The sequence below is a fragment of the Burkholderia sp. Bp8984 genome, assembly GCF_003853755.1.
Classification (GTDB): Bacteria; Pseudomonadota; Gammaproteobacteria; order Burkholderiales; family Burkholderiaceae; genus Burkholderia.
On sequence record NZ_QTQN01000003.1, the window covers coordinates 1 to 23,384 of the forward strand.

At 70.6% G+C, this 23,384-nt stretch carries 20 protein-coding genes; 16 read left to right on the forward strand and 4 right to left on the reverse strand.

All coding sequences use genetic code 11. The features are described from left to right. The 4 genes from DID98_RS04185 to DID98_RS04200 all read left to right on the forward strand — a co-directional run. Window positions 1-714: PLP-dependent aminotransferase family protein (locus DID98_RS04185; protein WP_148093539.1), on the forward strand; the 714-nt coding region annotated here is incomplete at its 5' end. Between the two features lie 318 nt (window positions 715-1,032). Continuing rightward, window positions 1,033-2,568: an FAD-dependent oxidoreductase gene (locus DID98_RS04190; protein ID WP_124485769.1), complete on the forward strand. Its 1,536-nt coding sequence runs from the start codon at window positions 1,033-1,035 to the stop codon at window positions 2,566-2,568. 396 nt (window positions 2,569-2,964) lie between these two features. Beyond that, window positions 2,965-4,170 (forward strand): zinc-dependent alcohol dehydrogenase, encoded by a 1,206-nt coding sequence (locus DID98_RS04195; RefSeq protein ID WP_044848161.1) that lies wholly within the window; start codon window positions 2,965-2,967, stop codon window positions 4,168-4,170. Window positions 4,171-4,199: 29 nt separating this feature from the next. Beyond that, complete coding sequence (locus tag DID98_RS04200) at window positions 4,200-4,532, forward strand: four-helix bundle copper-binding protein (RefSeq protein WP_124485770.1); 333 nt, start codon at window positions 4,200-4,202, stop codon at window positions 4,530-4,532. A 4-nt stretch (window positions 4,533-4,536) separates the two neighbouring features. Here DID98_RS04200 and DID98_RS04205 read toward each other — a convergent pair whose 3' ends face one another. Continuing rightward, window positions 4,537-6,132 (reverse strand): ATP-binding protein, encoded by a 1,596-nt coding sequence (locus DID98_RS04205; protein WP_124570286.1) that lies wholly within the window; start codon window positions 6,130-6,132, stop codon window positions 4,537-4,539. Window positions 6,133-6,437: 305 nt separating this feature from the next. Here DID98_RS04205 and DID98_RS04210 point away from each other — a divergent pair, with 305 nt between their 5' ends. The 11 genes from DID98_RS04210 (at window position 6,438) to DID98_RS04260 (ending at window position 18,921) form a co-directional block, all read left to right on the forward strand. Beyond that, window positions 6,438-6,803: a chemotaxis protein gene (locus DID98_RS04210; RefSeq protein WP_124485772.1), complete on the forward strand. Its 366-nt coding sequence runs from the start codon at window positions 6,438-6,440 to the stop codon at window positions 6,801-6,803. Window positions 6,804-7,158: 355 nt separating this feature from the next. Next, window positions 7,159-8,058, forward strand: coding sequence for a BON domain-containing protein (locus DID98_RS04215; protein ID WP_124485773.1), 900 nt, complete (start codon window positions 7,159-7,161; stop codon window positions 8,056-8,058). Window positions 8,059-8,111: 53 nt separating this feature from the next. Then, window positions 8,112-10,952 (forward strand): ABC transporter transmembrane domain-containing protein, encoded by a 2,841-nt coding sequence (locus DID98_RS04220; RefSeq protein ID WP_260428035.1) that lies wholly within the window; start codon window positions 8,112-8,114, stop codon window positions 10,950-10,952. Beyond that, window positions 10,894-11,421: a hypothetical protein gene (locus tag DID98_RS04225; RefSeq protein ID WP_124528770.1), complete on the forward strand. Its 528-nt coding sequence runs from the start codon at window positions 10,894-10,896 to the stop codon at window positions 11,419-11,421. The genes DID98_RS04220 and DID98_RS04225 overlap by 59 nt, the downstream gene beginning before the upstream one ends. Window positions 11,422-11,598: 177 nt before the next feature. Beyond that, window positions 11,599-12,351 (forward strand): SDR family oxidoreductase, encoded by a 753-nt coding sequence (locus DID98_RS04230; protein WP_124570287.1) that lies wholly within the window; start codon window positions 11,599-11,601, stop codon window positions 12,349-12,351. Continuing rightward, complete coding sequence (locus DID98_RS04235) at window positions 12,342-12,953, forward strand: HAD-IIIA family hydrolase (RefSeq protein WP_044848165.1); 612 nt, start codon at window positions 12,342-12,344, stop codon at window positions 12,951-12,953. Before DID98_RS04230 ends, DID98_RS04235 begins: the two co-directional genes overlap by 10 nt. Then, window positions 12,950-14,161: a glycosyltransferase family 9 protein gene (locus tag DID98_RS04240; RefSeq protein ID WP_124485775.1), complete on the forward strand. Its 1,212-nt coding sequence runs from the start codon at window positions 12,950-12,952 to the stop codon at window positions 14,159-14,161. Before DID98_RS04235 ends, DID98_RS04240 begins: the two co-directional genes overlap by 4 nt. A 3-nt stretch (window positions 14,162-14,164) precedes the next feature. Beyond that, on the forward strand, window positions 14,165-15,910 hold the full coding sequence (locus tag DID98_RS04245; RefSeq protein ID WP_124570288.1) for a carbamoyltransferase C-terminal domain-containing protein: 1,746 nt from the start codon (window positions 14,165-14,167) through the stop codon (window positions 15,908-15,910). Continuing rightward, window positions 15,907-16,908 (forward strand): glycosyltransferase family 2 protein, encoded by a 1,002-nt coding sequence (locus tag DID98_RS04250; RefSeq protein WP_124570289.1) that lies wholly within the window; start codon window positions 15,907-15,909, stop codon window positions 16,906-16,908. Before DID98_RS04245 ends, DID98_RS04250 begins: the two co-directional genes overlap by 4 nt. Continuing rightward, on the forward strand, window positions 16,905-17,981 hold the full coding sequence (locus DID98_RS04255) for a glycosyltransferase family 9 protein (protein ID WP_124521679.1): 1,077 nt from the start codon (window positions 16,905-16,907) through the stop codon (window positions 17,979-17,981). The genes DID98_RS04250 and DID98_RS04255 overlap by 4 nt, the downstream gene beginning before the upstream one ends. After that, entirely contained in the window at window positions 17,971-18,921 is a 951-nt protein-coding gene (locus DID98_RS04260; RefSeq protein ID WP_124521681.1) for a glycosyltransferase, read from the forward strand. Before DID98_RS04255 ends, DID98_RS04260 begins: the two co-directional genes overlap by 11 nt. Window positions 18,922-18,947: 26 nt before the next feature. Here the strand turns inward: DID98_RS04260 and DID98_RS04265 are convergent, their stop codons facing one another. Beyond that, window positions 18,948-20,039 carry a sigma-54-dependent Fis family transcriptional regulator gene (locus DID98_RS04265; RefSeq protein ID WP_124570290.1) on the reverse strand — a complete coding sequence of 364 codons (1,092 nt, stop codon included), beginning with the start codon at window positions 20,037-20,039 and terminating at the stop codon, window positions 18,948-18,950. Window positions 20,040-20,387: 348 nt separating this feature from the next. Between DID98_RS04265 and DID98_RS04270 the strand changes: the two genes are divergently transcribed. After that, complete coding sequence (locus DID98_RS04270) at window positions 20,388-21,755, forward strand: sigma-54 dependent transcriptional regulator (protein WP_124570291.1); 1,368 nt, start codon at window positions 20,388-20,390, stop codon at window positions 21,753-21,755. A 17-nt stretch (window positions 21,756-21,772) separates the two neighbouring features. On the opposite strand, the gene DID98_RS04275 is transcribed toward DID98_RS04270, so the two are convergent. Both DID98_RS04275 and DID98_RS04280 read right to left on the reverse strand, forming a co-directional pair. Continuing rightward, window positions 21,773-22,696 carry a glycosyltransferase family 2 protein gene (locus tag DID98_RS04275; protein ID WP_124570292.1) on the reverse strand — a complete coding sequence of 308 codons (924 nt, stop codon included), beginning with the start codon at window positions 22,694-22,696 and terminating at the stop codon, window positions 21,773-21,775. Next, a complete protein-coding gene (locus DID98_RS04280) occupies window positions 22,675-23,382 on the reverse strand; it encodes a PIG-L deacetylase family protein (RefSeq protein ID WP_124570293.1) in 708 nt (235 codons plus the stop codon). Before DID98_RS04280 ends, DID98_RS04275 begins: the two co-directional genes overlap by 22 nt. Between the last annotated feature and the right edge of the window lie 2 nt (window positions 23,383-23,384).

Sequence of the window (23,384 nt, forward strand, 5' to 3'; positions counted from 1 at the left end):
GCGGCGCTGGCGGCGATCGCGAAGTCTCAGCCGATCGCCGCGTGCATGGTGATGCCGAACTTCCAGAATCCGCTCGGCTTCCAGATGCCCGACGAGCGCAAGCGCGAACTGGTTGAATTCGCAACGAAAGCCGATATGCCGGTGATCGAGAACGGCGTATACAACGAACTGTATTTCGGCAATGCGCACCCGAGTGCGCTGAAGGCGTTCGACCGCAACGGGATCGTGCTGCACTGCGCGTCGTTCTCGAAAAGCCTGACGGCCGCGTACCGGATCGGCTGGGCGTTGCCGGGCCGTTATCGCGAACAGGTCGAGAAGCTGAAGTTCCTGAACACGCTGGCGACGCCGTCGCTGCCGCAGCTCGCGATCGCCGAGTTCCTCGAACGCGACGGCTACGAACATCACCTGCGGCGGATTCGCAAGGCGTATGCGCAGCAAGCGAACCTGATGCGCGCGATGGTGTCGCGGTTCTTTCCGGAAGGCACGCGCATCTCGAGCCCGGCGGGCGGCTACGTGCTGTGGGTCGAGTTGCCGGCGCAGGTCGATGCGATGCGGCTGTACCAGCTCGCGCTGGAGCAGGGCATCACGATCGGACCCGGCTACATGTTCTCGATCGCGGACACCTACCGCAATTTCATCCGGCTGAACTACAGCAGCCCGTGGTCGCCGGAGATCGAACGCGCGATCGTCACGGTCGGGAAGCTCGCGTTATGACCTGAATCGCGTCGCGCACGCCATGCGGCGGCTAGCCGTCGACCGGGTCGGGATAGAGCACGCATAGAACGGTCGCCATTGGGTCGCTCCTCGTGACGGGATGAAGGCGGGGCGGTACGCGGATTGCTCGGCTCGCCGGCCCCCCGCGCACGCGCATCCGGCGTGTTGCGCCGCAACGTCGATGACGTTCTACGCCGGTCGCGGATCGCGTACAAGCCACAGTCCGTGTTTGCGTGCGCTGCGGGGTCGTCTGTACCTGTTCTTTTCGGGAAGGACGCCGATAATGGGATCGTTACCCCACACTCCGGGAGCCACGCCATGTCCGGAAGCGACGCCTCGTCTTCACGTCCCGATCTCGCGCAGGGGATCGCGCTCGACGACCTCGCCGACGGCGCGATGATCGAGGGCCAGGTCGGCGACGCCACGGTGCTGCTGGTGCGCCGCGCCGACGAACTGTTTGCCGTGGGTGCGCAATGCCCGCACTACGGCGCGCCGCTCGCCGACGGGCTGCTGGTCGGCGATACGATCCGCTGTCCGTGGCATCACGCGGCGTTCTGCCTGCGCACCGGCGCACTGCTGCGCGCGCCGGCGCTCGACGGCCTGACGTGCTGGCGCGTCGAGCGGCGCGACGGCCGCGCGGTCGTGCTCGATGCGCGGCCAGCCGCATCGCCGCCCGCGCTGAATGCGGCGGGGCTGCCCGCATCGGTGGTGATCGTCGGCGGCGGTGCGGCCGCGATCGCGGCGGCCGTGACGCTGCGCCAGGAAGGCTATCCGCATGCGATCACGCTGCTGAGCGCGGACAGCGAGCCGCCGTACGACCGTCCGAACCTGTCGAAGGACTATCTGGCCGGCACGGCCGAGGCCGACTGGCTGCCGTTGCGCGGCGCGTCGTTCTATACCGACCAGCACATCGACGTGCGCTGCGGCACGCGCGTCACGCGGATCGATCCCGCGCAGCACACGGTCGAACTCGCGGACGGCAGCCGCGTCGGCTACGGCGCGCTGCTGCTGGCCACCGGCGCCGAGCCGAACCGGCTGACCGTGCCGGGTGCGGATCTGCCGCACGTGTGCGTGCTGCGTTCGCGCGCCGATTGCGATGCGCTGATCGGCAAGTTGAAGACGGCGCGGCGCTGCGTCGTGGTCGGCGCGAGCTTCATCGGCCTCGAAGCGGCCGCCGCGCTGCGCACGCGCGGGCTCGACGTGCAGGTGGTCGCGCCCGACGCGCATCCGATGGCGCGCGTGCTCGGCGAAGCGCTCGGCGACACGATCCGCGCGCTGCACGAAGCGCACGGCGTGGTGTTCCATCTCGGCGCGACGCCCACGCAGATCGCGCCGGAGCGCGTGACGCTGTCGAACGGCGACGCGCTGCCGGCCGATGTGGTGGTGGTCGGCATCGGCGTGCATCCGGACCTCGCGCTCGCGCAGGATGCGGGGCTCGCCGTCGATCGCGGCGTGACGGTCGACCGTTTCCTGCGGACGAGCGCACCGGACATCTACGCGGCCGGCGACATCGCGCGCTGGCCCGATCCGTTGACGGGCGAACGCATACGCGTCGAGCACTGGGTCGTTGCTGAGCGGCAGGGCATCGCCGCGGCGCGCAACATGCTCGGCCAGCAGCGGCCGTTCGACGCGGTGCCGTTCTTCTGGAGCCAGCACTACGAGCTGACGGTCCGTTATGTCGGACATGCGGAGCAATGGGACCGCGTCGAGATCGACGGCGACCTGCGCACGCATGACGCTTCGGTCGCGTTCTGGCGCGGCAACGCACGGCTCGCGGTCGCGACGATCGGCCGCGATCTCGACTGCCTGCGCGCGGAAGCGGCGCTCGAGCAGCAGGGCACGACGCGCGCGTGAACGGGCTGCCGACTGTGCGCTGACCGGTGCGCGCGCTGGTGAAGTCGTTGCGTACACAATGGTCGTCGCATCGTTGCGACATGCGCAGAGACCGCCGAGCCGGACAGACTCCCGTGACTTCCGACTGCGGTTTCTCGATCGAGGTAATCGCGGCGCCGTTCGCGATCATGAACCCGAGCGTGAACATTCCGGCATTTCCGGTGCCGACATGGAGGTGCAGTCGACACGATGCGCCGCACGGCCGCGCTGCCGGCCGCGATCGGCATGTCGATCGACAACGACGCACCGGCCGGCTGACCACGCACCGCACCGCCCCCTGCGCGCACGGGCGCGCGCCTTGCTCGAACAGTGTGACGGTACTTGCACCGTTACCGCTTTCGACAAGGAGGGCCTGACATGAAAGCAGTCGTATTTCACGGCATCGGCGACATTCGCATCGATACGGTACCCGACCCGCAAGTCGTCGACGTGACCGATGCGGTCGTGCGCCTGACGGCCAGCGCGATCTGCGGCACCGACCTGCACATGGTGCGCGGCACGCTCGGCGGGATGAAGCCCGGCACGATCCTCGGCCATGAGGGTGTCGGCATCGTCGAGACGGTCGGGCGCGACGTGCGCAACCTGAAGCGCGGCGATCGCGTGCTGATTCCGTCGACGATCGCGTGCGGCAGCTGCGTGTACTGCCGCGCGGGCTACACCGCGCAATGCGACGTCGCGAACCCGGGCGGGCCGCGCGCGGGCACCGCGTTCTACGGCGGCCCGGCCGACACGGGGCCGTTCGACGGGCTGCAGGCCGAATACGCGCGCACGCCGCTCGCGAACGCGAGCCTGATCCGGTTGCCGGACGCGATCGACGACGACCGGGCGATCCTGATGTCCGACATTTTTCCGACCGGCTACTTCGGCGCGCAGCTCGCGGAAGTGAAGCCGGGCGACACGGTGGCCGTGTTCGGCGCCGGGCCGGTCGGCCAGTTCGCGATCGCGAGCGCGAAGCTGATGGGCGCCGGGCGCGTGATCGCGATCGACCGCATCGCGTCGCGGCTCGAGATGGCCTGCGCGCAAGGCGCCGAGACCATCGACTTCTCCGAGGAAGACCCCGTCGACACGGTGCTGCGGCTCACCGGCGGGATCGGGGTCGATCGTGCGATCGATGCGGTGGGCGTCGACGCGATGCGCGCGACGCATGGGCCGGCCGCCGCCGACCACGACGCGGCGCGTGCATTCGATGCGGAAGTCGACGCCGTCGCGCCGCGCCGCAAGCCCGACGGCCGCTACTGGACGCCCGGCGACGGGCCCTCGCAGGTACTGCAATGGGCGGTGCGCGCGGTCGCGAAGGCGGGCACGGTCGCGGTGATCGGCGTGTATCCGCCGCAGGCGCGCGTGTTTCCGGTCGGCGAGGCGATGAACCGGAACCTGACGATCAAGATGGGCAACTGCAATCACCGGACCGTCACGCCGCACCTGATCGAGCTCGTGCGCAGCGGTGCGTTCGACCCGGCGTCCGTGCTGACGCGCTGCGAGCCGCTGACGAACGCGATCGACGCGTATCGCGCGTTCGACGTGCGCGAGCCGGGCTGGCTGAAAGTGAAGCTGACGCCATGACGCTGCGAACCGCAACGAGGAGTACTGCCATGAACGAGTTCCATGATCTCTACGACAACTGCATGGCCGCGTGCGATGCGTGCGCGCATGCATGCGACGCGTGTACGGCGGGGTGCCTGGCGGACCCCGACACGCACGCGCTGGCCGCTTGCATCGCGCTCGACATCGAGTGCGCGCAGCTGTGCCGCCTTGCCTCGGCCGCGATGGCGCGCGACAGCGTGCTCGCGCCGCAGGTGTGCGCCCTGTGCGCGCGTGCGTGCGAGGTGTGCGCGGCCGAATGCCTGCTGCATGCGCACGACCATTGCCGGCGCTGCGCGCTGGCATGCGATGCGTGCGCGGCGATGTGCCGCGCGATGGCATGAGCGGCTACGGCGCGCCGTGAACCTTGCGCGCGACGCGCTCCAGCAGCGCGTCGAGCACCGCCATCTCGACGGGCTTCACGAGGTGATCGTCGAAGCCCTCGCTCGCGGTGCGTGCGAAGTCGGCCGGGCTCGCATGGCCGGACAACGCGACGCAGGTCGTGCCGGCCAGCGCATCGATCGCGCGCAGTTCGCGCAGCAGCGTGAAGCCGTCGACGTCGGGCATCGACAAGTTGACGAGCATCAGGTGCGGAACGATGTCGCGCGCGAGCGCCAGCGCGTCGTCCGCGTGGTACGCGACGCGCGGCGCGTGGCCCTTGATCTGCAGCAGCACGGCGAGCGTGTCGGCGGAGTCGCGGTTGTCGTCGACGATGACGATGCGCAGCGGCGCGCCGGCCGGCGGCTCGGTCGTGCGCGGCGCCGGCGCCGGCGCGTCGCCGGGCGTCGGGCGCATCGCGCGCTCGAGAGGCAGCCGCACCGTGAATGTCGCGCCGTGGCCGGGGCCGGCGCTTTCCGCGGCGATCCTCCCGCCGTGCAGTTCGACGAACGACCGGCAGATCGCGAGGCCGAGCCCGAAGCCGTCCGACGCGCGCCGGCCCGGCACGCTTTCCTGTTCGAACAGGTCGAAGATCGATTCGAGCGAACCCGGCGCGATGCCGACGCCGTGATCGGTGATGCGAATCGCGACGACCGACCCTTCGGCGCTCGCGCTGACGTCGATGCGCGCGCCCTGCGGCGAGAATTTCGACGCGTTGTCGAGCAGGTTGTGCAGCACCTGCACGAGCCGCGCGGCGTCGCCGCGCACCACCAGCGGATCGGCCGGCAGGTCGACGCGAATGTTCTGCTCGCGTGCGGCCAGCTTCGGCTGGACGCTTTCCACGCCGCGGCAGACGACGTCGCGCACGGTCACCGGCGCGTGGTCGAGTTGGACTTTGCCGGCGGTGATGCGCCCGACGTCGAGCAGGTCGTCGACCAGCCGCGTCAGCTGGCCGACCTGGCGATGCACGGCGTCGCGGCATTGCGCGAGCGCGGGCGCCGGATCGGGCAGGCTCTGCAGCACGCCGACCGAATTGCGCAGCGGCGCGAGATGGTTGCGCAGCTCGTGCGCGAGCATCGCGATGAACACGCTGAGCCGGTGCGTCGACACCTCGAGTTCGGCGAGCCGCTTGCGCTCGGTCATGTCGCGCGTGATCTTGATGAAGCCGGCCAGCTGGCCCGCATGGTCGTGCACGGCCGTGATCGTCACGCTGGCCCAGAACAGCGAACCGTCCTTGCGCACGCGCCAGCCTTCGTCCTCGAAGCGGCCGTGCACGACGGCTTCGCGGAGCCCGAATGCGGGCCGCCCGGCGACGATCGCATCGGGCGGATAGAAACGCGAGAAATGGTGGCCGACGATCTCGGCCGTCCGATAGCCCTTGATGCGCTCCGCGCCCGCGTTCCACGTCGCGACGTTACCGTGCGCGTCGAGCATGAACACCGCATAGTCGGTGATCGCACCGACGACGGTCTCGAAACGGAACTCGGCGAAGCGGTGCAGCAGGTCGCGTGCATCGGCGGGCCCGAGCGGCGGGTGGAGATCGGAAATGGCGTCGTCTTTCTTCATCGGAACGGCAAGTCGGATGCGGGCGGAGGAACGCCGCCCCGCCGCGGCCGGACGAGCCGGCTGCGGCCATTCAAATCGGATTGACACCCCGAAAGCATAAGGGAGGTCGAATCGCCTGATCAATGGGGGCGCATGGCCTGTGCCGCGTCGCGCCCGCAGTGCGAAATCCTGCCGGTGGCGGCCCGGCGACGGCGGCGCGGCATGCCGATTGCGTCGCCCTCCGGTCCGCACGCCGCGGCCGGCCCGGCGCGAAAGCCGGCCTCCGGCGGCGGCGCGCCGCTTCACGGCTACCCGAGGGCATCGACATGAACAGCACACTGAACCCCGACAACGAACCGGCCGGCCCGGACGACGACAACGTACGGCGCGGCCGCGACGGCCGCGCGCTGGGTCCGAGCGATTCGTCCGACAGCGGCAGCGACACGGCCGGCGCGCGGCGCCATCCGTTCGACGTCGATTCGCCGCTCGACGAGCACGCGCTGGAGCGCGGCGACGCGGCCCTCGACAGCGATACGGACCGCGCGGGCACCGGCGAGCGCGCGTCGGCGGACGGCGACGCGGGGCTCGAGGAAGGCGCCGATATCGAGCCGGATCGCACGGAACGGCTGAGCGAGCCCGGCGGCACCGAGGATCCGGATGCGCCGGACGAACCGGGTGCGGGCGGCGCATAGGGTCGCTGCACCGCGACCCTCCGCGCAAAAACTGCAATTGCGTTGCAGATAGGGGCGTCCGGCCAGGGGCACCGCGCAAAGGGTGCCCGGCCAGGTGCGCCCTGCCAGGGACACCCGCCGAGGCGCGACGATCCGCATTGCCCCGTCAGCGCGCTGCGCGGCGATCGCGACGTGGACCGCGATCGTCGGCGCGGGCGTGCCGCCCTGGGCTTCGCCGCGCCCCCGCGGTGTGCTGGCCAACGGGCGGCACGCGACTTGCATCAACCTGACCGACGTGCGCCGCGACGCGACATGGGTCCGGGTCCGCACGCGGCACACGCGCGATCAGGCACAGGCGCGATCAAGGAGGGACACGATGCAACGACGATCTCCCGGACGGCAAGCCGAACGGAGCGGCCCGCCCGACTGGCAGGAGCGCGGCGAACGCGCGTACCGGGACACCGGCGAGCGCGATTTTCGCGGCGACGAATCCCGGCGCCACGATGCCGACTACGAATCCGCGTACCGGCGCTTCGCGAGCGAGGACGTCGGCCCCGAAGACTGGGGCAGCGAATGGAGCGAGCGCTCGGCCCGCTCGTCGGCCGAACAGCGCGGCGCAGACGCCGGCGCCGACTGGCGCGGTGCGCCGGGCGGGCCGGGCGGCCCCGGCGGTTCGCGCGATCCGGCGTGGGAGTCCGGGCGCGGCTACGGCAACCGCGGCCGCACAGCGGAAGGCGGCCAGGGACGTGAAGGCGCCCATGCCGACCAGCCGCGGTTCCGCGGCCAGCACCGGACGGGCTGGCATGGCGGCGAGGGCGACTACGACGCCTACAACGGGCGCGACCAGCGCCGTGCCGATGCGTCCGGCCTGTCGCGCTTCGGTGACGCCGCGCAACGCGAGGCCATGCGGCATCGGCGCGGCCCGAAAGGCTATACGCGTTCGGACGAGCGAATTCGCGAGGACGTCTGCGAACGGCTCGCGCATGCGCTCGACATCGACGTGAGCGATGTCTCCGTGCAGGTGCGCGACGGCCGCGTCGAACTCGACGGCACCGTGCCGCAGCGCTGGATGAAGCACGACATCGAGGACATCGCCGACGGCTGCATGGGCGTGCGCGACGTCGAGAACCGCGTGCGCGTGCGCCGCGACGGCGAACAACCCGATACTGGCATGGTGCTGCATCCGTCCCAACGCACGGTCACGCCGACGCAGCCTGCGGCGCGCGATCCCGAACCGGGTAGCGGCGCCGGTCGCGAGCGCGATCCGCGCCGTTGACGGCCGATGCGCGGGACGACCCGGCCAAGGCCACGGACACAGCCAATGCGCGCATGACGACCGGCTCTGACGACGGACCGCGTGACGACGGCGACATTCGCGACGATCGCGACGATCGCGACTCGAGCGCCAGCGCGCCGCGCGACGGTCGTGGCCGCGACGCACGTGGCCTGCGCGCGCGCATCGCGGTCGAGCTGTGGCGCGCGATCCGGCATTACCGCGCGCGCGTGCTGGCCGCGCTGGCGCTGCTGCTGCTCGCGAAGGCGGCGGCCGTTTCGGTGCCGCTGCTGCTGAAGGACATCGTCGACGGGCTGGGCCGCACGGCCGGCCAGCCGGTCGCGCTGCCGGTTCTGCTGCTGTTCGCGTATGCGGTCGTGCGCTTCGCGGCGAACGCGCTGAACGAAGTGCGCGACATGACGTTCGTGCAGGTCACGCAGCACGCGGTCGCGTCGTTTACGGTCCGCACGTTCGGTCATCTGCACCGGCTCGGCGCGCGCTTTCATTCGCAGCGCGAGACCGGCGCCGTCGTGCGCGACCTCGAGAAAGGCACGGCCGGGATCGGCTACCTGCTCGGCGTCGCGGTGTTTACCGTCGTGCCGACCGCGATCGAGATCGGCTCGGTGCTGGTGATCGTGATCGGCAAGTATGGCGGCGGCTTCACCGCGATCATCCTCGTCACGTTCGCCGTCTATGCGGCCTACACGACCGTCTTCACGCGCCGGCGGATGCGCTACCAGCGTCGCGTGAACGTGCTCGAGGCCGAATCGAACGCGCGCGTGGTCGACAGCCTGCTCAACGTCGATACGGTCAAGTACTTCGCGCGCGAGGACGTCGAGCGCAGCCGGCTCGAACGCGTGCTCGACGCATGGCGCGAGGCCGGCGTCGACAACCAGTACGCGCTGTCGGCGCTGCATATCGGGCAGAGCGCATGCATCGGCGCGGGCATCGCGGCGGTGATGCTGCTCGCCGGCCAGCATGTCGCGCGCGGCACGATGACGGTCGGCGACCTGGTGCTGATCAACGCGTACATCATCCAGATCAGCCTGCCGCTGAATGCGCTCGGCTTCGTGTTCCGCGAGGCGCACGACGCGATGACGAACATCGAACGATTGTTCGGGCTGCTCGACGCCCGCGGCAAGCCGGGCGAGGAGGGCGACGCGCCCGGCGCGCAGCCGCTCGCGGTGCGCGGCGGCGCGATCGAGTTCGAGCACGTCGACTTCGGCTACGAGCCGAGCCGCCAGATTCTGTGGGACGTGTCGTTTCGGGTCGAGCCGGGACAGTCGGTCGCGGTGGTCGGCGGGAGCGGCTCGGGGAAGTCGACGCTCGCGCGGCTGCTGTTCCGGCTGTACCAGCCCGATGCGGGGACGATCCGGATCGACGGCCAGGACCTGCGCCTCGTGACCGAGCGCAGCCTGCGCGATGCGCTCGGCATCGTGCCGCAGGACACGATCCTGTTCAACGACACGCTGGCCTACAACATCGCGTACGGCAAGCGTGATGCGACGCGCGGCGAAGTGATCGCGGCCGCGCGCGGCGCGCAACTCGACGCGTTCATCGAGCGGCTGCCCGATGCGTATGACACGCGTGTCGGCGAGCGCGGCGTGCGGCTGTCCGGCGGCGAGCGGCAGCGTGTCGCGATCGCGCGCGCGCTGCTGAAGGCGCCGCCGATCGTCGTGTTCGACGAGGCGACGTCGGCGCTCGACACGCGCTCGGAGCGCGCGATCCAGCAGGAACTGATGCGCGTCGCGCGGCACCGCACGAGTCTCGTCATCGCGCACCGGCTGTCGACGATCGTCGATGCGGACCGGATCCTCGTGATGGAGCATGGCCGGCTCGTCGAGCAGGGCACCCACGACGAACTGCTGGCGAGCGACGGCGTGTATGCGCAGATGTGGTCGCTGCAGGCGAAGCAGCGCGAACTGGAGCGCACCGAGGCGAAGTTCGCGCTGCAGCCGGTGCGGATCAACCCGCTGGTGGCGCAGGTGCTCGATGCGCTGGCGGAAGCCGCCGCGCGCCGCGGCGTGCCGGTGTTCCGCGAGCTGTCGAACGAGGATCTGGTCGTCAAGGCCGATCCGGCCGCACTGCGGCGCTTCGTGTGGGAGCTGTGCCGCGGCGGGATCGATACGAGCGCCGGCGGGCGGGTCGAGGTGCGGACCGCGCGGCACGACCCCGACGCGCGGATCACGATCACGTGCACCGGCGTCGACGCGCCGGAGCTGTCGCTGGCCGATCTCGAACGGCTGCAGGGCGCGATCGAGGACGCGGGCGGCTACGTCGTTCGCGAGCGCGACGACGTCGGCGTGACGTTGCACCTGTCGCTACCGCTGTGCGCGGTCGCGCCGGCGTCGCTGCAACCGGCCGACGCAGCCGCACCGAATTCCGGGCCGGGCGCCGTCGCGGCCGCGGACGCGAAGCCGCTCGACGGCGTGCGCATCGCGTGCGTCGACGATCACGACGAGGCGCGCGAAGCGCTTGCCGCGCTGCTGCAGGTCGCCGGTGCGGAGGTGCGCGTGTTCGCGTCCGGCCACGCGCTGCTCGACGAGATGCGGAACACGCGCCGCGCGGACTGGCCGGCGCTCCTGGTATGCGACATCGACCTTGGCGCCGACGAGGAAGACGGCTACACGGTGATGCGCCGCGTGCGCCAGCTCGACGCCGAGCGTGCGCGCGACGGCCGGGCGCCGCTCGAAGCGCTCGCGTTGTCGGGCCATGCCCGCGAGCGCGACCGCACGCGCGCGGTCGAAGCGGGTTTCCACGCCTATCTGACCAAGCCCGCGGCAGCGGCCGACCTGATCGCGACGCTGCGGGCGCTCGCGCTTTCCTCCGGAGATATCCATGCCGAACCTTTCGAATCCGACGCCCCCCGAAGTCCTGACCGAGCGCCGCGCCGGTAGCGCGTTCGCCGACCGCCAGGCCGCGGTCGCCGCCGTCGAGCTGCTGTTGCCGACGTTGTCGGCCGCGTTGCAGAGCGACTTCGTCGGCGACAGCGGCTGCCTGCACGTCGTGATCATGGATCCGGCGCTCGGGCCGCGCGACGCGGCGTTCGAGGATGCGATCCTGTACGAGTTCTCGCTGCCCGATCCGAAGGACTGGGATGCCGATTATCGTGCGTACGCCCGCGCGAAGGCGCGGCTGTCGTGGGAAACCGGCTGCGACGGCCACGTCGTGCAGGCGCTCGAGCCGTACCGGCTGCGCGCGGGCGACACGAACCTGTGGGGCGGCGTCGCGCAGCACGGCATCGTGGTCGGCGTGTCGGGTGCGCAGCCCTGGTTCGACGAGGCGTTCGCGGGCTGCATCGCGCACTGCCTGCGTGCGCTCGCGAAACACCGCGCGCAGGCGACGCCGGACGCGCTCGCGATCTGAGCGCAGGCGAGCGGGCACGTTTTTACAGCCGGTTATAAAAAAGCCAGCGGGCGCGCGGGGGGAGCGCGATGTGGCGCGGGCATTCGCGCAATGGCACGGTTTTCGCTGTACCTCTGGTACGACGTTTGTCACGACAAGTGTCAACGCCTCGATATTCCGGACGCTTACAGGAGGTGCATGTTGAACGCGACTCACGATCCAGCGCGAGCGTCGCTCGCCGGTCGCACCGCGCTCGTGACGGGCGGCGGTCGCGGCCTGGGCGAGGCCATCTGCGAGGAACTGGCGCAACACGGCGCACACGTGATCGTTGCCGATCTCGACGGCGATCGCGCGGCGGCCGTCGCGCAGCGCCTCGAGCGGCATGGCGGCCGCGCGGTCGGACGGCCGCTCGACGTGCGCGACGAGGCGTCGGTGCTGCAGGTCATGCACGACGCGCGCGAGGCGCTCGGCGACGTCGACGTGATCGTCAACAACGCGGCGATCGACGTGACCGCGCCGATCGACGACGTCAGCGTCGCCGCCTGGCAGCAGGTGATGATGACCAACCTGTTCGGCCCGTACCTGATGTGCCACGCGGCCGTGCCGATGATGAAGGCCCGCGGCAGCGGCCACATCGTCAACATCGCGTCGACCGCATCGAAGCGCGCATGGCCGAATGCGTCCGCGTATCACGCGACGAAGTGGGGGCTGCTCGGGTTGTCGCATGCGCTGCATGCGGAGCTTCGGCCGGCCGGCGTGAGCGTGTCGGCGATCGTCGCGGGCGGGATGCGCACGCCGTTCCTGCTCGATCGCTTCCCCGACATCGACGTGGACACGCTGCAGCCGCCGGAACACGTCGCGGTGGCCGTGCGTTTCGTGCTGACGCAGCCGCCGGGCACCGTCGTGCCGGAACTGATGGTGCTGCCGATGAAGGAGACGTCATGGCCGTGAGTCGCGCGCGACGGCTGCCCGGCGCGGTGCTGCTCGACAAGGACGGCACGCTGCTGGAGGACCTGCCGTACAACGTCGACCCCGCGCGGATGCAGCTTGCGCCGGGCGCCGCGCGCGCATTGCGCACGCTCGGCGCGACGGGCATGCCGATCGCGGTCGTGTCGAACCAGCCGGGTGTCGCGCTCGGCTACTTTGCCGAATCGAAGCTTGGCGCGGTCCGTCAGCGTCTCGCCGAATTGTTCGAAGCGAACGGCGCGGTGCTGGCGGACTTTTTTTATTGCCCGCATCACCCGGCGGGCAGCGTGCCGCGCTACACCTGCGACTGCATCTGCCGCAAGCCGCGCCCGGGGATGGTGCGCCGCGCGATCGCCACGCTCGGCGCGGTCGCCGAGTGGAGCTGGATGATCGGCGACATTCTCGACGACGTCGAGGCCGGCCGCGCCGCGCGCTGCGGCACGATACTCGTCGACCGCGGCAACGAGACGCAATGGCGGCTCGATGCCGCGCGCACGCCGCACCATGTGGTCGACCGGCTCGACCTCGCCGCCGACCTCGTCGCGCGCGAGGCCGTGCGCCGCCACGGCTCGTGGGTGCGGCGATGAGCGCCGCCTGGGATCGCGCGCGGCGCATTCTGTGCGTGCGCCTCGACAGCCTCGGCGACGTGCTGATGACGACGCCCGCGCTGCGCGCGCTGAAGGAGAGCGGGCGCGGCCGCCGGCTCACGCTGCTGACGTCGCGCACCGGCGCCGCGCTGGCGAAACACCTGCCGATGGTCGACGACGTGTGGACGTACGACGCGCCGTGGGTCAAGCATCCGGACGTGCGCGGCGATCCGGTCGTCGATCTCGACATGATCGACCGGCTGCTGGCCGGCCGCTTCGACGCGGCCGTGATCTTCACCGTATACAGCCAGAGTCCGTTGCCGGCCGCGATGATGTGCTGGCTCGCGGGCATCCCGCTGCGGCTCGCGCATTGCCGCGAGAACCCCTACGAACTGCTGACCGACCGCGTGCCCGAGACCGAGCCGGATTCGCGCGTGCGCCACGAAGTCGCGCGCCAGCTTGCACTGGTCCGCGCGATCGGCGCGAAGACGTGCGACTGGCGCATGGCGTTCGAGCCGGGCGATGCGGCGAGACGCGCGCTGCACTCGCGCTTGCGCGCGGCGCTGCTGCGCATCGGCGGCCCGCGCCGGCCGGCGCCGGCGCGCACGCGCTGGCTGGTCGTGCATCCGGGCGCGAGCGCGGCATCGCGGCGCTGGCCGGCCGAGCGCTTCGGCGACGTGGCCGCGCGGCTCGCGCCGCTGTTCGACGGCATCGCGGTGACGGGCGGCGCCGACGAGCGCGCGCTCGTCGATGCCGTGTGCGAACGCGCGGGGCCGCGCGCCGTGCCGCTCGCCGGCGTGCTGCCGCTCGGCGAGCTCGGCGCGCTGATCGAGACGGCCGACCTGCTGCTGACGAACAACAGCGGCCCCGTGCATCTCGCGGCCGCGCTCGGCACGCCGGTCGTCGATCTGTACGCGCTGACCAATCCGCAGCACACGCCGTGGCGTGTGCCGCACCGCGCGTTGAACGTCGACGTGCCGTGCCGCAACTGCTACCGCAGCGTCTGCAACCAGCCCGGCCATCCGTGCCTGCTCGGCGTGAGCGTCGACGATGTCGTCGAGGCGACGCACGGCTTGTTGCGCCGCAGCGCGCGCCATGCGCAACACGCGGCCGCGCGCGCCACCTTGCACGCTGCCGAGCCGGTCGCGGCGAACGCGTCGAGCGTGTCGAACGTGATTCCGTTCGCGCAAGTCATCACGAGGACCTGACGCATGCCTGCTCCGACCTATACGCTCGGCATCAATGCCGCCTTTCACGACAGCGCCGCGTGCCTCGTGCGCGACGGCGCGGTGATCGCGGCGGCCGAGGACGAACGCTTCACGCACGTGAAGCACGCGAAGCGGCCGGTGCCGTTCTCGACTTGGGAGCTGCCGTTTCACGCGATCGACTATTGTCTGGCGGAAGCCGGCATCACGCTCGCGGACGTCGACCATGTCGCATATTCGTACGATCCGTGGCTCGAACTGGACCGTCACGGCGACGCGCCCGAGCTGACGCTGCCGCTCGCGCCGTCCGCGCATGCGCGGCGTGCCGACGGCGCATCGCCGTGGCATCCGTTGTTCCTGTCGTCGATCGTGAACGCGCCGCGCCAGCTCGCGGGCGGCGCGCCGCACCACCTGCAGCGGCGCTTTCGCGGCGTCGCGCACGACGGGCCGTTTCGCTGGCATTTCATCGAGCACCACCTCGCGCACGAGGCGAGCGCGTTTCTCGCGGCGCCGTACGAGCACTGCGCGGTGATGACGATGGACGGACGCGGCGAACGCGCGACGACGAGCTACGGCGTGTTCGACGGCCAGTCGTACCGGCGGCTCGGCCAGGTCAACCTGCCGCATTCGCTCGGCCTGCTGTACGAGCGCGTGACGCGCTACCTCGGCTTCCTGCATTCGTCGGACGAGTACAAGGTGATGGCGCTCGCGTCGTACGGCAAGCCGGTGTTCGCGGACGCGATGCGCAAGCTGGTGAGCTACAACGGCGACGGGCGCTACGAGGTTGCCGACGGCGATCTCGTCGCGCTGTTCGGCGCGCCGCGCGAGCGCGGCGGACCGATCGAGCCGCATCACTGCGACATCGCGCATGCGCTGCAGCTGGTGCTCGAGGAAACGACGCTGCAGGCGGTCGACTGGCTCGCGGCCGAGAGCGGCGAGCAGCAACTGGCGATGGCGGGCGGCGTCGCGCTGAACTGCGTGATGAACGCGAAGATCCGCGATCGCGGCCCGTTCGACGACGTGTGGGTGCAACCGGCGGCAGGCGACGCGGGCACCGCGCTCGGCGCCGCGCTGTGGACCGATTTCCGGATGCGCGGGATGCGCGGCGACTGGCGGATGGATCACGCGTATCTCGGGCCGTCGTACGGCGACGATGCGATCGAGGCGTTCCTGAAGGAAGCGCGGCTGCCGTACCGGCGGCTCGCGGACGTCGCCAGCCAGACGGCCGCGCTGCTCGCGGCAAACCGCGTGATCGGCTGGTTCCAGGGCCGCATGGAGTTCGGGCCGCGCGCGCTCGGTGCGCGCTCGATCCTCGCGTCGCCGATCGATCCGGACATGCAGCGCAAGCTGAACCGGATCAAGGATCGCGAGGACTTCCGGCCGGTTGCGCCGGTCGTGCTAGAAAGCCACGCACACCACTGGTTCAACGGCGGGCGGCGCACGCCGCTGCGCGCGCCGTTCATGCTGTTCGTGTACGACATCGCGCCCGGCGCCGAGGCGACGATTCCGGCGGTGCGCCACATCGACGGCACCGCGCGCGTGCAGACCGTCGACGCACACCAGCATCCGCTGCTGCACGCGCTGCTGTCCGAGTTCGACGCGCTGACCGGCGTGCCGGTGCTCGTCAACACGTCGTTCAACACGCGCGGCGAACCGATCGTCTGCACGCCGCGCGACGCGCTCGAGTGCTTCTGGACTTCGCCGCTCGACGCGCTCGTGATCGGTTCGTTCCTGCTGGAGAAGCCGAGATGAACATGCGCGACACGCAGTTGCCGCCGGTCGTGTCGGTCGTCGTGCCGACGTACCGGCGGCCCCGCCTGCTCGAACGCTGCCTCGACGCGCTGTGCGCGCAGGTGTTCGATCCGACCACCTACGAGATCGTCGTCGTCGACGACGACCCGGCCGGCAGCGCATGGGAAACCGTCGACGCGTGCCGTGCGCGGGTGACCGACGTGCCGGTGATCCGCTACATGACCGCACCCGATACGCAGGGGCCGGCGGGCGCGCGCAACATCGGCTGGCGCAGCGCGCGCGGCGCGCTGATCGCGTTCACCGACGACGACACGATTCCCGATCCGACCTGGCTGCGCCACGGCGCGGCCGCACTGCTGGCCGAACCGTCGGCGGCGGCCGCGGCCGGGCGCATCGACGTGCCGTTGCGAGCGCGCCCGACCGACCACGAGCGCGACGCGGCCGGCCTCGCGCATGCGGAATTCGCGACCGCGAACTGCTTCGTGCGGCGCGCGGCGCTGGAGCGCGTCGGCGGGTTCGACGAGCGCTTCACGCGCGCATGGCGCGAGGACGCCGACCTGATGTTCGCGCTGCGCGAGCATGCGGGGCCGATCGTCGGCGTCGATGCCGCGCGGATCGTGCATCCAGTGCGTCCCGCGCGCTGGGGCGCGAGCATCGGCCAGCAGTCGAAGGTGTATTTCGACGCGCTGCTGTACAAGAAGCATCGCGCGACCTACCGGCGTCATATTCGCGCGATGCCGCCGTGGAATTACTACGCGGCCGTGCTGTTCGCGCTCGGCGCGCTCGGCTGTTTCGCGGCCGGATGGCGCGTGCCGGGCATCGCATGCGCGGCGGCCTGGGCCGTGATCACGGCCGCATTCTGCGCGAAGCGGCTGCGCGGCACGCGGCTCACGCCGTCGCATGTCGCCGAGATGATCGTCACGTCGATCGCGATCCCGCCCGTGTCGCTGTACTGGCGCGTGCGCGGTGCGCTTCACTTCCGGGTGTTCTTCCTATGATGCTCGAATCCGTTTCGTCGTCCGGTCCGATGCGCATCGCGGTGTTCCGCGCGCTGCAACTCGGCGACATGCTGTGCGCGGTGCCGGCGCTGCGCGCGCTGCGGCGCGGCGAGCCGGATGCGCGCATCACGCTGATCGGCTTGCCGTGGGCGCGCGAGTTCGCATCGCGCTTCTCGGACTACATCGACAATTTCATCGCGTTTCCCGGCGCGCCGGGCCTCGGCGAGCAGCCGGACGCCGAGCCGGCCGCGCGCGAGGCGTTCGTCGCGGAATGCCGCGCGCGCGACTTCGATCTCGCGATCCAGCTGCACGGCAGCGGCGTGCAGACCAACGCGATCGTCGCGTCGCTCGGTGCGACGCGCACCGCCGGTTTCGTGCCGCCCGACGGCGGCACGACCGCGCTCGACTGTGCGCTCGTCTGGCGCGACGGCGAGCCCGAGGTCACGCGCTACCTGGCGCTGACCCGCAAGCTCGGCTATCCGGACTGGGGCGACTACCTGGAATTTCCGCTGGGCGGCCTCGACTACGCGCTGTGGCACGTGCTGTGTGACGAGCATGCGCTCGATCCGGGCCGCTACGTGATCGTTCATCCGGGCGCGCGGATGGCGTCGCGGCGCTGGCCGGTCGAGCGTTTCGCGAGCGCGGCACGACAGCTCGCGGACGACGGCTGGCAGATCGTGTTGACCGGCACGCGCGCGGAACTCGCGCTGGCCGGCGCGTTCGTCGAACATCTCGCGCGGCCGTGCGTGAACCTGTGCGGGCGCACGCCGCTCGGCGCGCTGGCCGCGCTGATCGGCCGCGCGCGGCTCGTGCTGTGCAACGACACGGGCGTGTCGCATGTCGCGGCGGCGTTCGGCACGCCGAGCATCGTCGTCGCATGCGGCAGCGACACGGCCCGCTGGGCGCCGCTCGACGCCGAACGCCATCGCGTGCTCGCGCACTATCCGGCCTGCCGGCCGTGCGCGTTCGACACCTGCCCGTACGGGCACGAGTGCGCGACGGCGATCGGCGTCGACGACGTGATGGAGCGGGCGGGCAAGCTGCTCGCGGAGGAGAGACGTCATGTCACGTAAGCGCTTGCGCGTGCTCACCTGGCACGTGCATGGCAACTATCTGTATTACCTGTCGCAGGCGCCGCACGATTTCTACATCGTGACGAAGCCGCAGCATCCGCCCGGTTACGCGGGTCGGGTCGGGCACCTGCCGTGGGGCGACAACGTGTACGAGGTGCCCGTCGAGTGCGTGCGCGACACCGAGTTCGACTGCGTGCTGTATCAGCATCACAATCACTACGCGCACGACCGGTTGCGGCTCCTGAGCGACGCGCAGCGCGCGCTGCCGGCGCTGTTCGTCGAACACGATCCGCCGCGCGAGCACCCGACCGACACGCTGCACCCCGTGCAGGACCCGAACGTGTTGCTGGTGCACGTGACGCCTTTCAACGCGCTGATGTGGGACAGCGGCGTCACGCCGACGCGCGTGATCGAGCACGGCGTGCTGCTGCCCGACGGTGTCGAGTATCGCGGCACGCTGCCCAAGGGCGTGACGGTCGTGAACCACCTCGCGCGACGCGGGCGGCGCCTCGGCGCCGACCTGTTCGAGACCGTGCGTCACAGCGTGCCGCTCGATCTGGTCGGGATGGGCTCGGCCGAACTCGGCGGCATCGGCGAGGTGCCGAATCCGGCGCTCCCGCAGTTCCTGTCGCACTACCGCTTCTTCTTCAATCCGATCCGCTACACGAGCCTCGGGCTCGCGGTGATCGAGGCGATGATGATCGGGCTGCCGATCGTTGCGCTCGCAACGACGGAGATGGCGCAGCTCGTGAGGAGCGGCTGCAACGGGGTCGCCGATACGCGGCCTGCCGTGTTGATCGACGCGATGCGCATGCTGCTCCGCGATCCGGATCTCGCGCGCGAGTGGGGCGCGGCTGCGAAGCGCGACGCGTGCGAGCGGTTCGGGATCGAGCGGTTCGTGCGCGAGTGGGACAGCGCGTTGTGCGACGTCGCGGCGTAGACCGGGCGGCCGCCGTCGCGGCCCGGTTACGGGTTCGTTGCGCCCGGCGGCATACCGGCGCTCGGGCTGCCGGCCGCACCGGCCGCACCGTCGGCACCGGCGGTGCCGCCGGCGCCGTTTGCGCTGCTCGCGGCGGGCGTCGGCGCAGCCGCGGCGCTCGCCGCGTTGCGCTCGTGTTCGGGCAACAGCGCGAGCCGGTTGTACAGCGTCTTCAGGCTGATGCCGAGCGCCTTCGCGGTGCGCGGCTTGTCGCCGTTGAAATGGCGCAGCGACGCGACGATGAAGCGCTGCTGCGTATGCGCGAGCGTCGTGCCGATATGGAGCGTCATCGCGTTGTGACGCACCTCCTCGCGCGGCGGCTGGCGGCGCGGCAGCTGCAGTTCGATCTGCTCGTCGGCGAGAATGAACGCGCGCTCCAGCGCGTTGCGCAGCTCGCGTACGTTGCCGGGCCACGTATAGGCGCGCAGCGCCTTCATCGCCTGCAGCGACAGACGCTTGCGCGTGCGATGCCGTGCATTCAGCCGCTCGACGATCTGCAGCGCGATGTCGCCGACGTCGTCCTCGCGCTGCCGCAGCGCGGGCACGTGCAGCGCGATCGTCGCGATCCGGTAGAACAGATCCTCGCGCAGCCGGCCGCTGCGCACGGCCTCGACCGGATCGTGATGGGTGGCCGCGACGATCCGCACGTCGAGCGGAATCGCTTCGTGACCGCCGACGCGCACGATCGTGTTCGTCTCCAGCGTGCGCAGCAGTTTCACCTGCAATTCCGCCGGCATTTCCGCGATTTCGTCGAGAAACAGCGTGCCGCCGCGCGCGGCTTCGAACATGCCCACATGTTGCGCGATCGCGCCGGTGAAGCTGCCTTTTTCATGTCCGAACAAATGGGATTCCGCGATGTCCTTCGGAATCGCCCCGCAGTTGACGGGCACGAACGGCCCGCGCCGGCGCGGGCTCATGTCGTGGATGAGCCGCGCGACGATGTCCTTGCCGGCGCCGCTCTCGCCGACCACCAGGACGCTGACGCGCGTCGCGGCGACACGCGCTACCTTCAGCAGCAGGTCCTGAATCGTTGGCGAGCGGCCGAACAGCCGCGCGCCGTCATCGTCGGATTTCGACATGAGTGTATCGAGTTGGAAGTATTGACCGAAACCGTCGAGGAGCAGGCGAAAAAATGACCGCCACGCATCATTTTTTCATGTGGAAAGCATACCTTTTATGCCCGATTCGCCGGATTGAATCTGGCAATGCGGTGGTCGACGACAGATAGATTTGTTCGATGATCGGCGAAGGCACGACGCACTTCTTCTATACTTCTAGGCACGCGTTTGTCACTGCAGGACAGCTAATTTGCTCATTCGTGTGCGGTGCGGATGTGCCGCCGGGTTCCGGCGTCGTACCCCGCATCGCACGCCCGCCGCGGTTTCGGCCGACGCCTTGCGCCCGGGCCGCACCCACCAGGAGCTTCGATGCCTTACGTCCTGATCGTCGAAGACGACGCCGATACGCGAACGATGCTCGCGACGCTCGCGCAAGCGCAGCAGCTTGCATGCGACACGGCCGCGACGCTCGAAGAAGCGCGCACGCTCGTCTCGACGCACACCCCCGATCTCGTGTTGTGCGATCTCGTGCTGCCGGACGGCAACGGCATGGATCTGTTCGACGCGTTGCCGAAGCGCGCGCATTGCGAAATGGTGCTGACCACCGGTCACGCGAGCCTCGAAACCGCGATCGACGCATTGCGGCGCGGCGCGACCGACTATCTGGTGAAGCCGATCAACATGCAGCGGCTGAACAGCATCTTCGCGCGCGTGCCGCGCACCACCGCACTGCATGAGGAAATCGCCGAACTGCGCTCCGAACTGAAGCGTCTCGGCCGCTTCGGCCGGATGCTCGGCAGCTCGCCCGCGATGCAGGCCGTCTACGATGCGATCGGTCGCGTCGCGCGCACCGAGGCGTCGGTGCTGCTCACCGGCGAGTCGGGCACCGGCAAGGAACTCGCCGCGCAGACGGTGCACGACCTGAGCCTGCGCCGCCGCGGCCCGTTCCTCGCGGTGAACTGCGGCGCGATCGCCGCGAATCTCGTCGAGAGCGAGATGTTCGGCCACGACCGCGGCAGCTTCACCGGCGCCGAGCGGCAGCACAAGGGCTTCTTCGAACGCGCGGACGGCGGCACGCTGTTCCTCGACGAAATCACCGAGATGCCGGTCGAATCGCAGGTCAAGCTGCTGCGCGTGCTGGAAACCGGGCGGCTCACGCGGCTCGGCTCGACGCGCGAGATCGACGTCGACGTGCGCATCGTCGCGGCGACCAACCGCGATCCGGAAGCCGCGATGGCCGATGGCAAGCTGCGGCCCGACCTCTATCACCGGATCAACGTGTTCCCGATTCCGCTGCCGTCGCTGAGCGAGCGCGGCGACGACATCCCGATGCTCGCCGACGCGTTCCTGCAGCACTACAACGCGGAAAGCGGCCGCAATCTGCGCTTTGCGCCCGCCGCGCGCGAAGCGCTGAAGTCCTACGCATGGCCCGGCAACGTGCGCGAGCTGCGCAACTTCGTGCAGCGCGCGAGCATCTTCGCCGACGCGGACGTGATCGACACGCTGCCGCCGCCGATCATGGACGAACTGTCGAACATGGTCGACGCGCACGAGGATCGCGTGACGGTGCCGTTCGGCACGCCGCTCGAGGAAGTCGACCGCAAGCTGATTCTCGGCACGATCGCGAAATGCGGCGGCGTGAAGGCACAGGCGGCCGAAGTGCTGGACGTGAGCCTGAAGACGATCTACAACCGGCTCGCGCAACTGGAAGACGAAGCGGAAAAACCGGACTCCTGATGTCGTGCCGGGCGCGCTCATGCGCGCCCGCCCGCGCGGCGACGCGCGTCGTCGTCGAGCCGGCGGCGCATGCGTTCGACGTGCGGCGGCAGCGCGCACCGTTCGCGCAGGATCCACCGCAGGCCCGCGAAGGCGGGCACGATGCCGCGTTCGCGCCACAGGCGCGGCAGCATGCGGACGGTATGCGCGAGCGCGGCGCGGGCCGGCCATCTGAGCCACGCGGTCCACACCGCGTTGCGGGCGGACACGCTCGCGCGCGTCTGCACGTCGCGTTGCTTCGAAGGGTAATGATGAACCGTCAGACGCGGTGCATAGACGAGCCACGCGCCCGCGCGATACAGGTCGAGCGCGAGCAGCGCTTCCTCGCCGCCGAGGAAGTAGCGCGGATGATAGCCGCCCGCGGCCACGAACGCGTCGCGCCGGAATGCGCTCGCGCCGGCCAAGAGCCCGAGGATCGGGCGGCCCGGCAGCGCGACGGGCGCATCGAGCGGGCTGTCGGCCATCAGCCGGCAGGTCGGGTCTTCGCGCCGGTCGGGGCCGACCAGCACGCGCGCGGTGACGGCCGCGACATGCGGGTACGCATCGAGCAGGTTCGCGGCTTCGGCGAGCGAGCCGGGCGCCCACCACGTGTCGTCGTCGCAGAACGCGACGTGGCGCGTGCGGGCGACGGCCGCGCCGAGATTGCGGCCGGCGGCCCCGAGGTTGGCCGGCGCATGCACCAGCGTCGCATGAGGAAAGCGGCTGTGCATGAGCGCCGCGGTCGCGTCGTCCGAGCCGTTGTCGACGACGACGATCGCCGGCCGGTCGGGCAGCGCGGAGAGCCGCGCCAGCGTGCGCGCGAGCTCCATCGAGCGCCGGCAGGTCAGCACCACCGCGGTCACGCGTGGTTCGCGCGGCGGCAGCACGACACGCGCGGGCGTCACGCGGACGTGCCGTCGCATTCGAGCCGCCAGTATGTTTCGGGTTCACGGAGATCGGCACGCATATGAGGCTCCAACAGCGCAATCTGGCTCGCATACGCGGCGACGGCGGCGGCCTTCGCTGCCGCCGTGTCCATGCCGTTGCCGGCCGGCGCGCCGACCGGGCGGCCGATCCAGCCGTGCTCGCGCCAGCCGGTCACGCGCCGGGCCATCAACCCGTCGATCCGCCGGTACGGCACATCCTCGTAGAAGCGCCACACGCGCGCTGCGTCGCCGGCCCGGTCGTGATCGCGCAGCAGCGCCAGCACGGCCTGCTGAACCTGCAAGTGATCGCGATGGAACAGGCCGGCCGGCGCCAGCACGCCGAAGCCCGGATGCGCGTCGATCACGTCGGCCACGCGCGCGGCGATTGCCGCCGACGCGGCCGGCGTGCCGTACTGGTCGTCGAGGAAGTCGAGCCAGACGGGCCGCGCGTCGAGCAGCGCGAGCGCATGACGGTCCTCGTCGCGGCGCCTGCGCATCGCGTCGTCGGCCGTGCGGAATCCCGCGCGACGGTCCCACGGCGGCGCGGCCGTACCGTGTTCCGGAATGCCCGCGAACACCGTGACGACGACCGAGCCCGGTGCCTGCGCGAGCAGCTGCCCGCAACTGAATACGGCGTCGTCGAGGTGCGGCGAGACGACGAGCCAGCGTGTCGGAGCGGTCATGG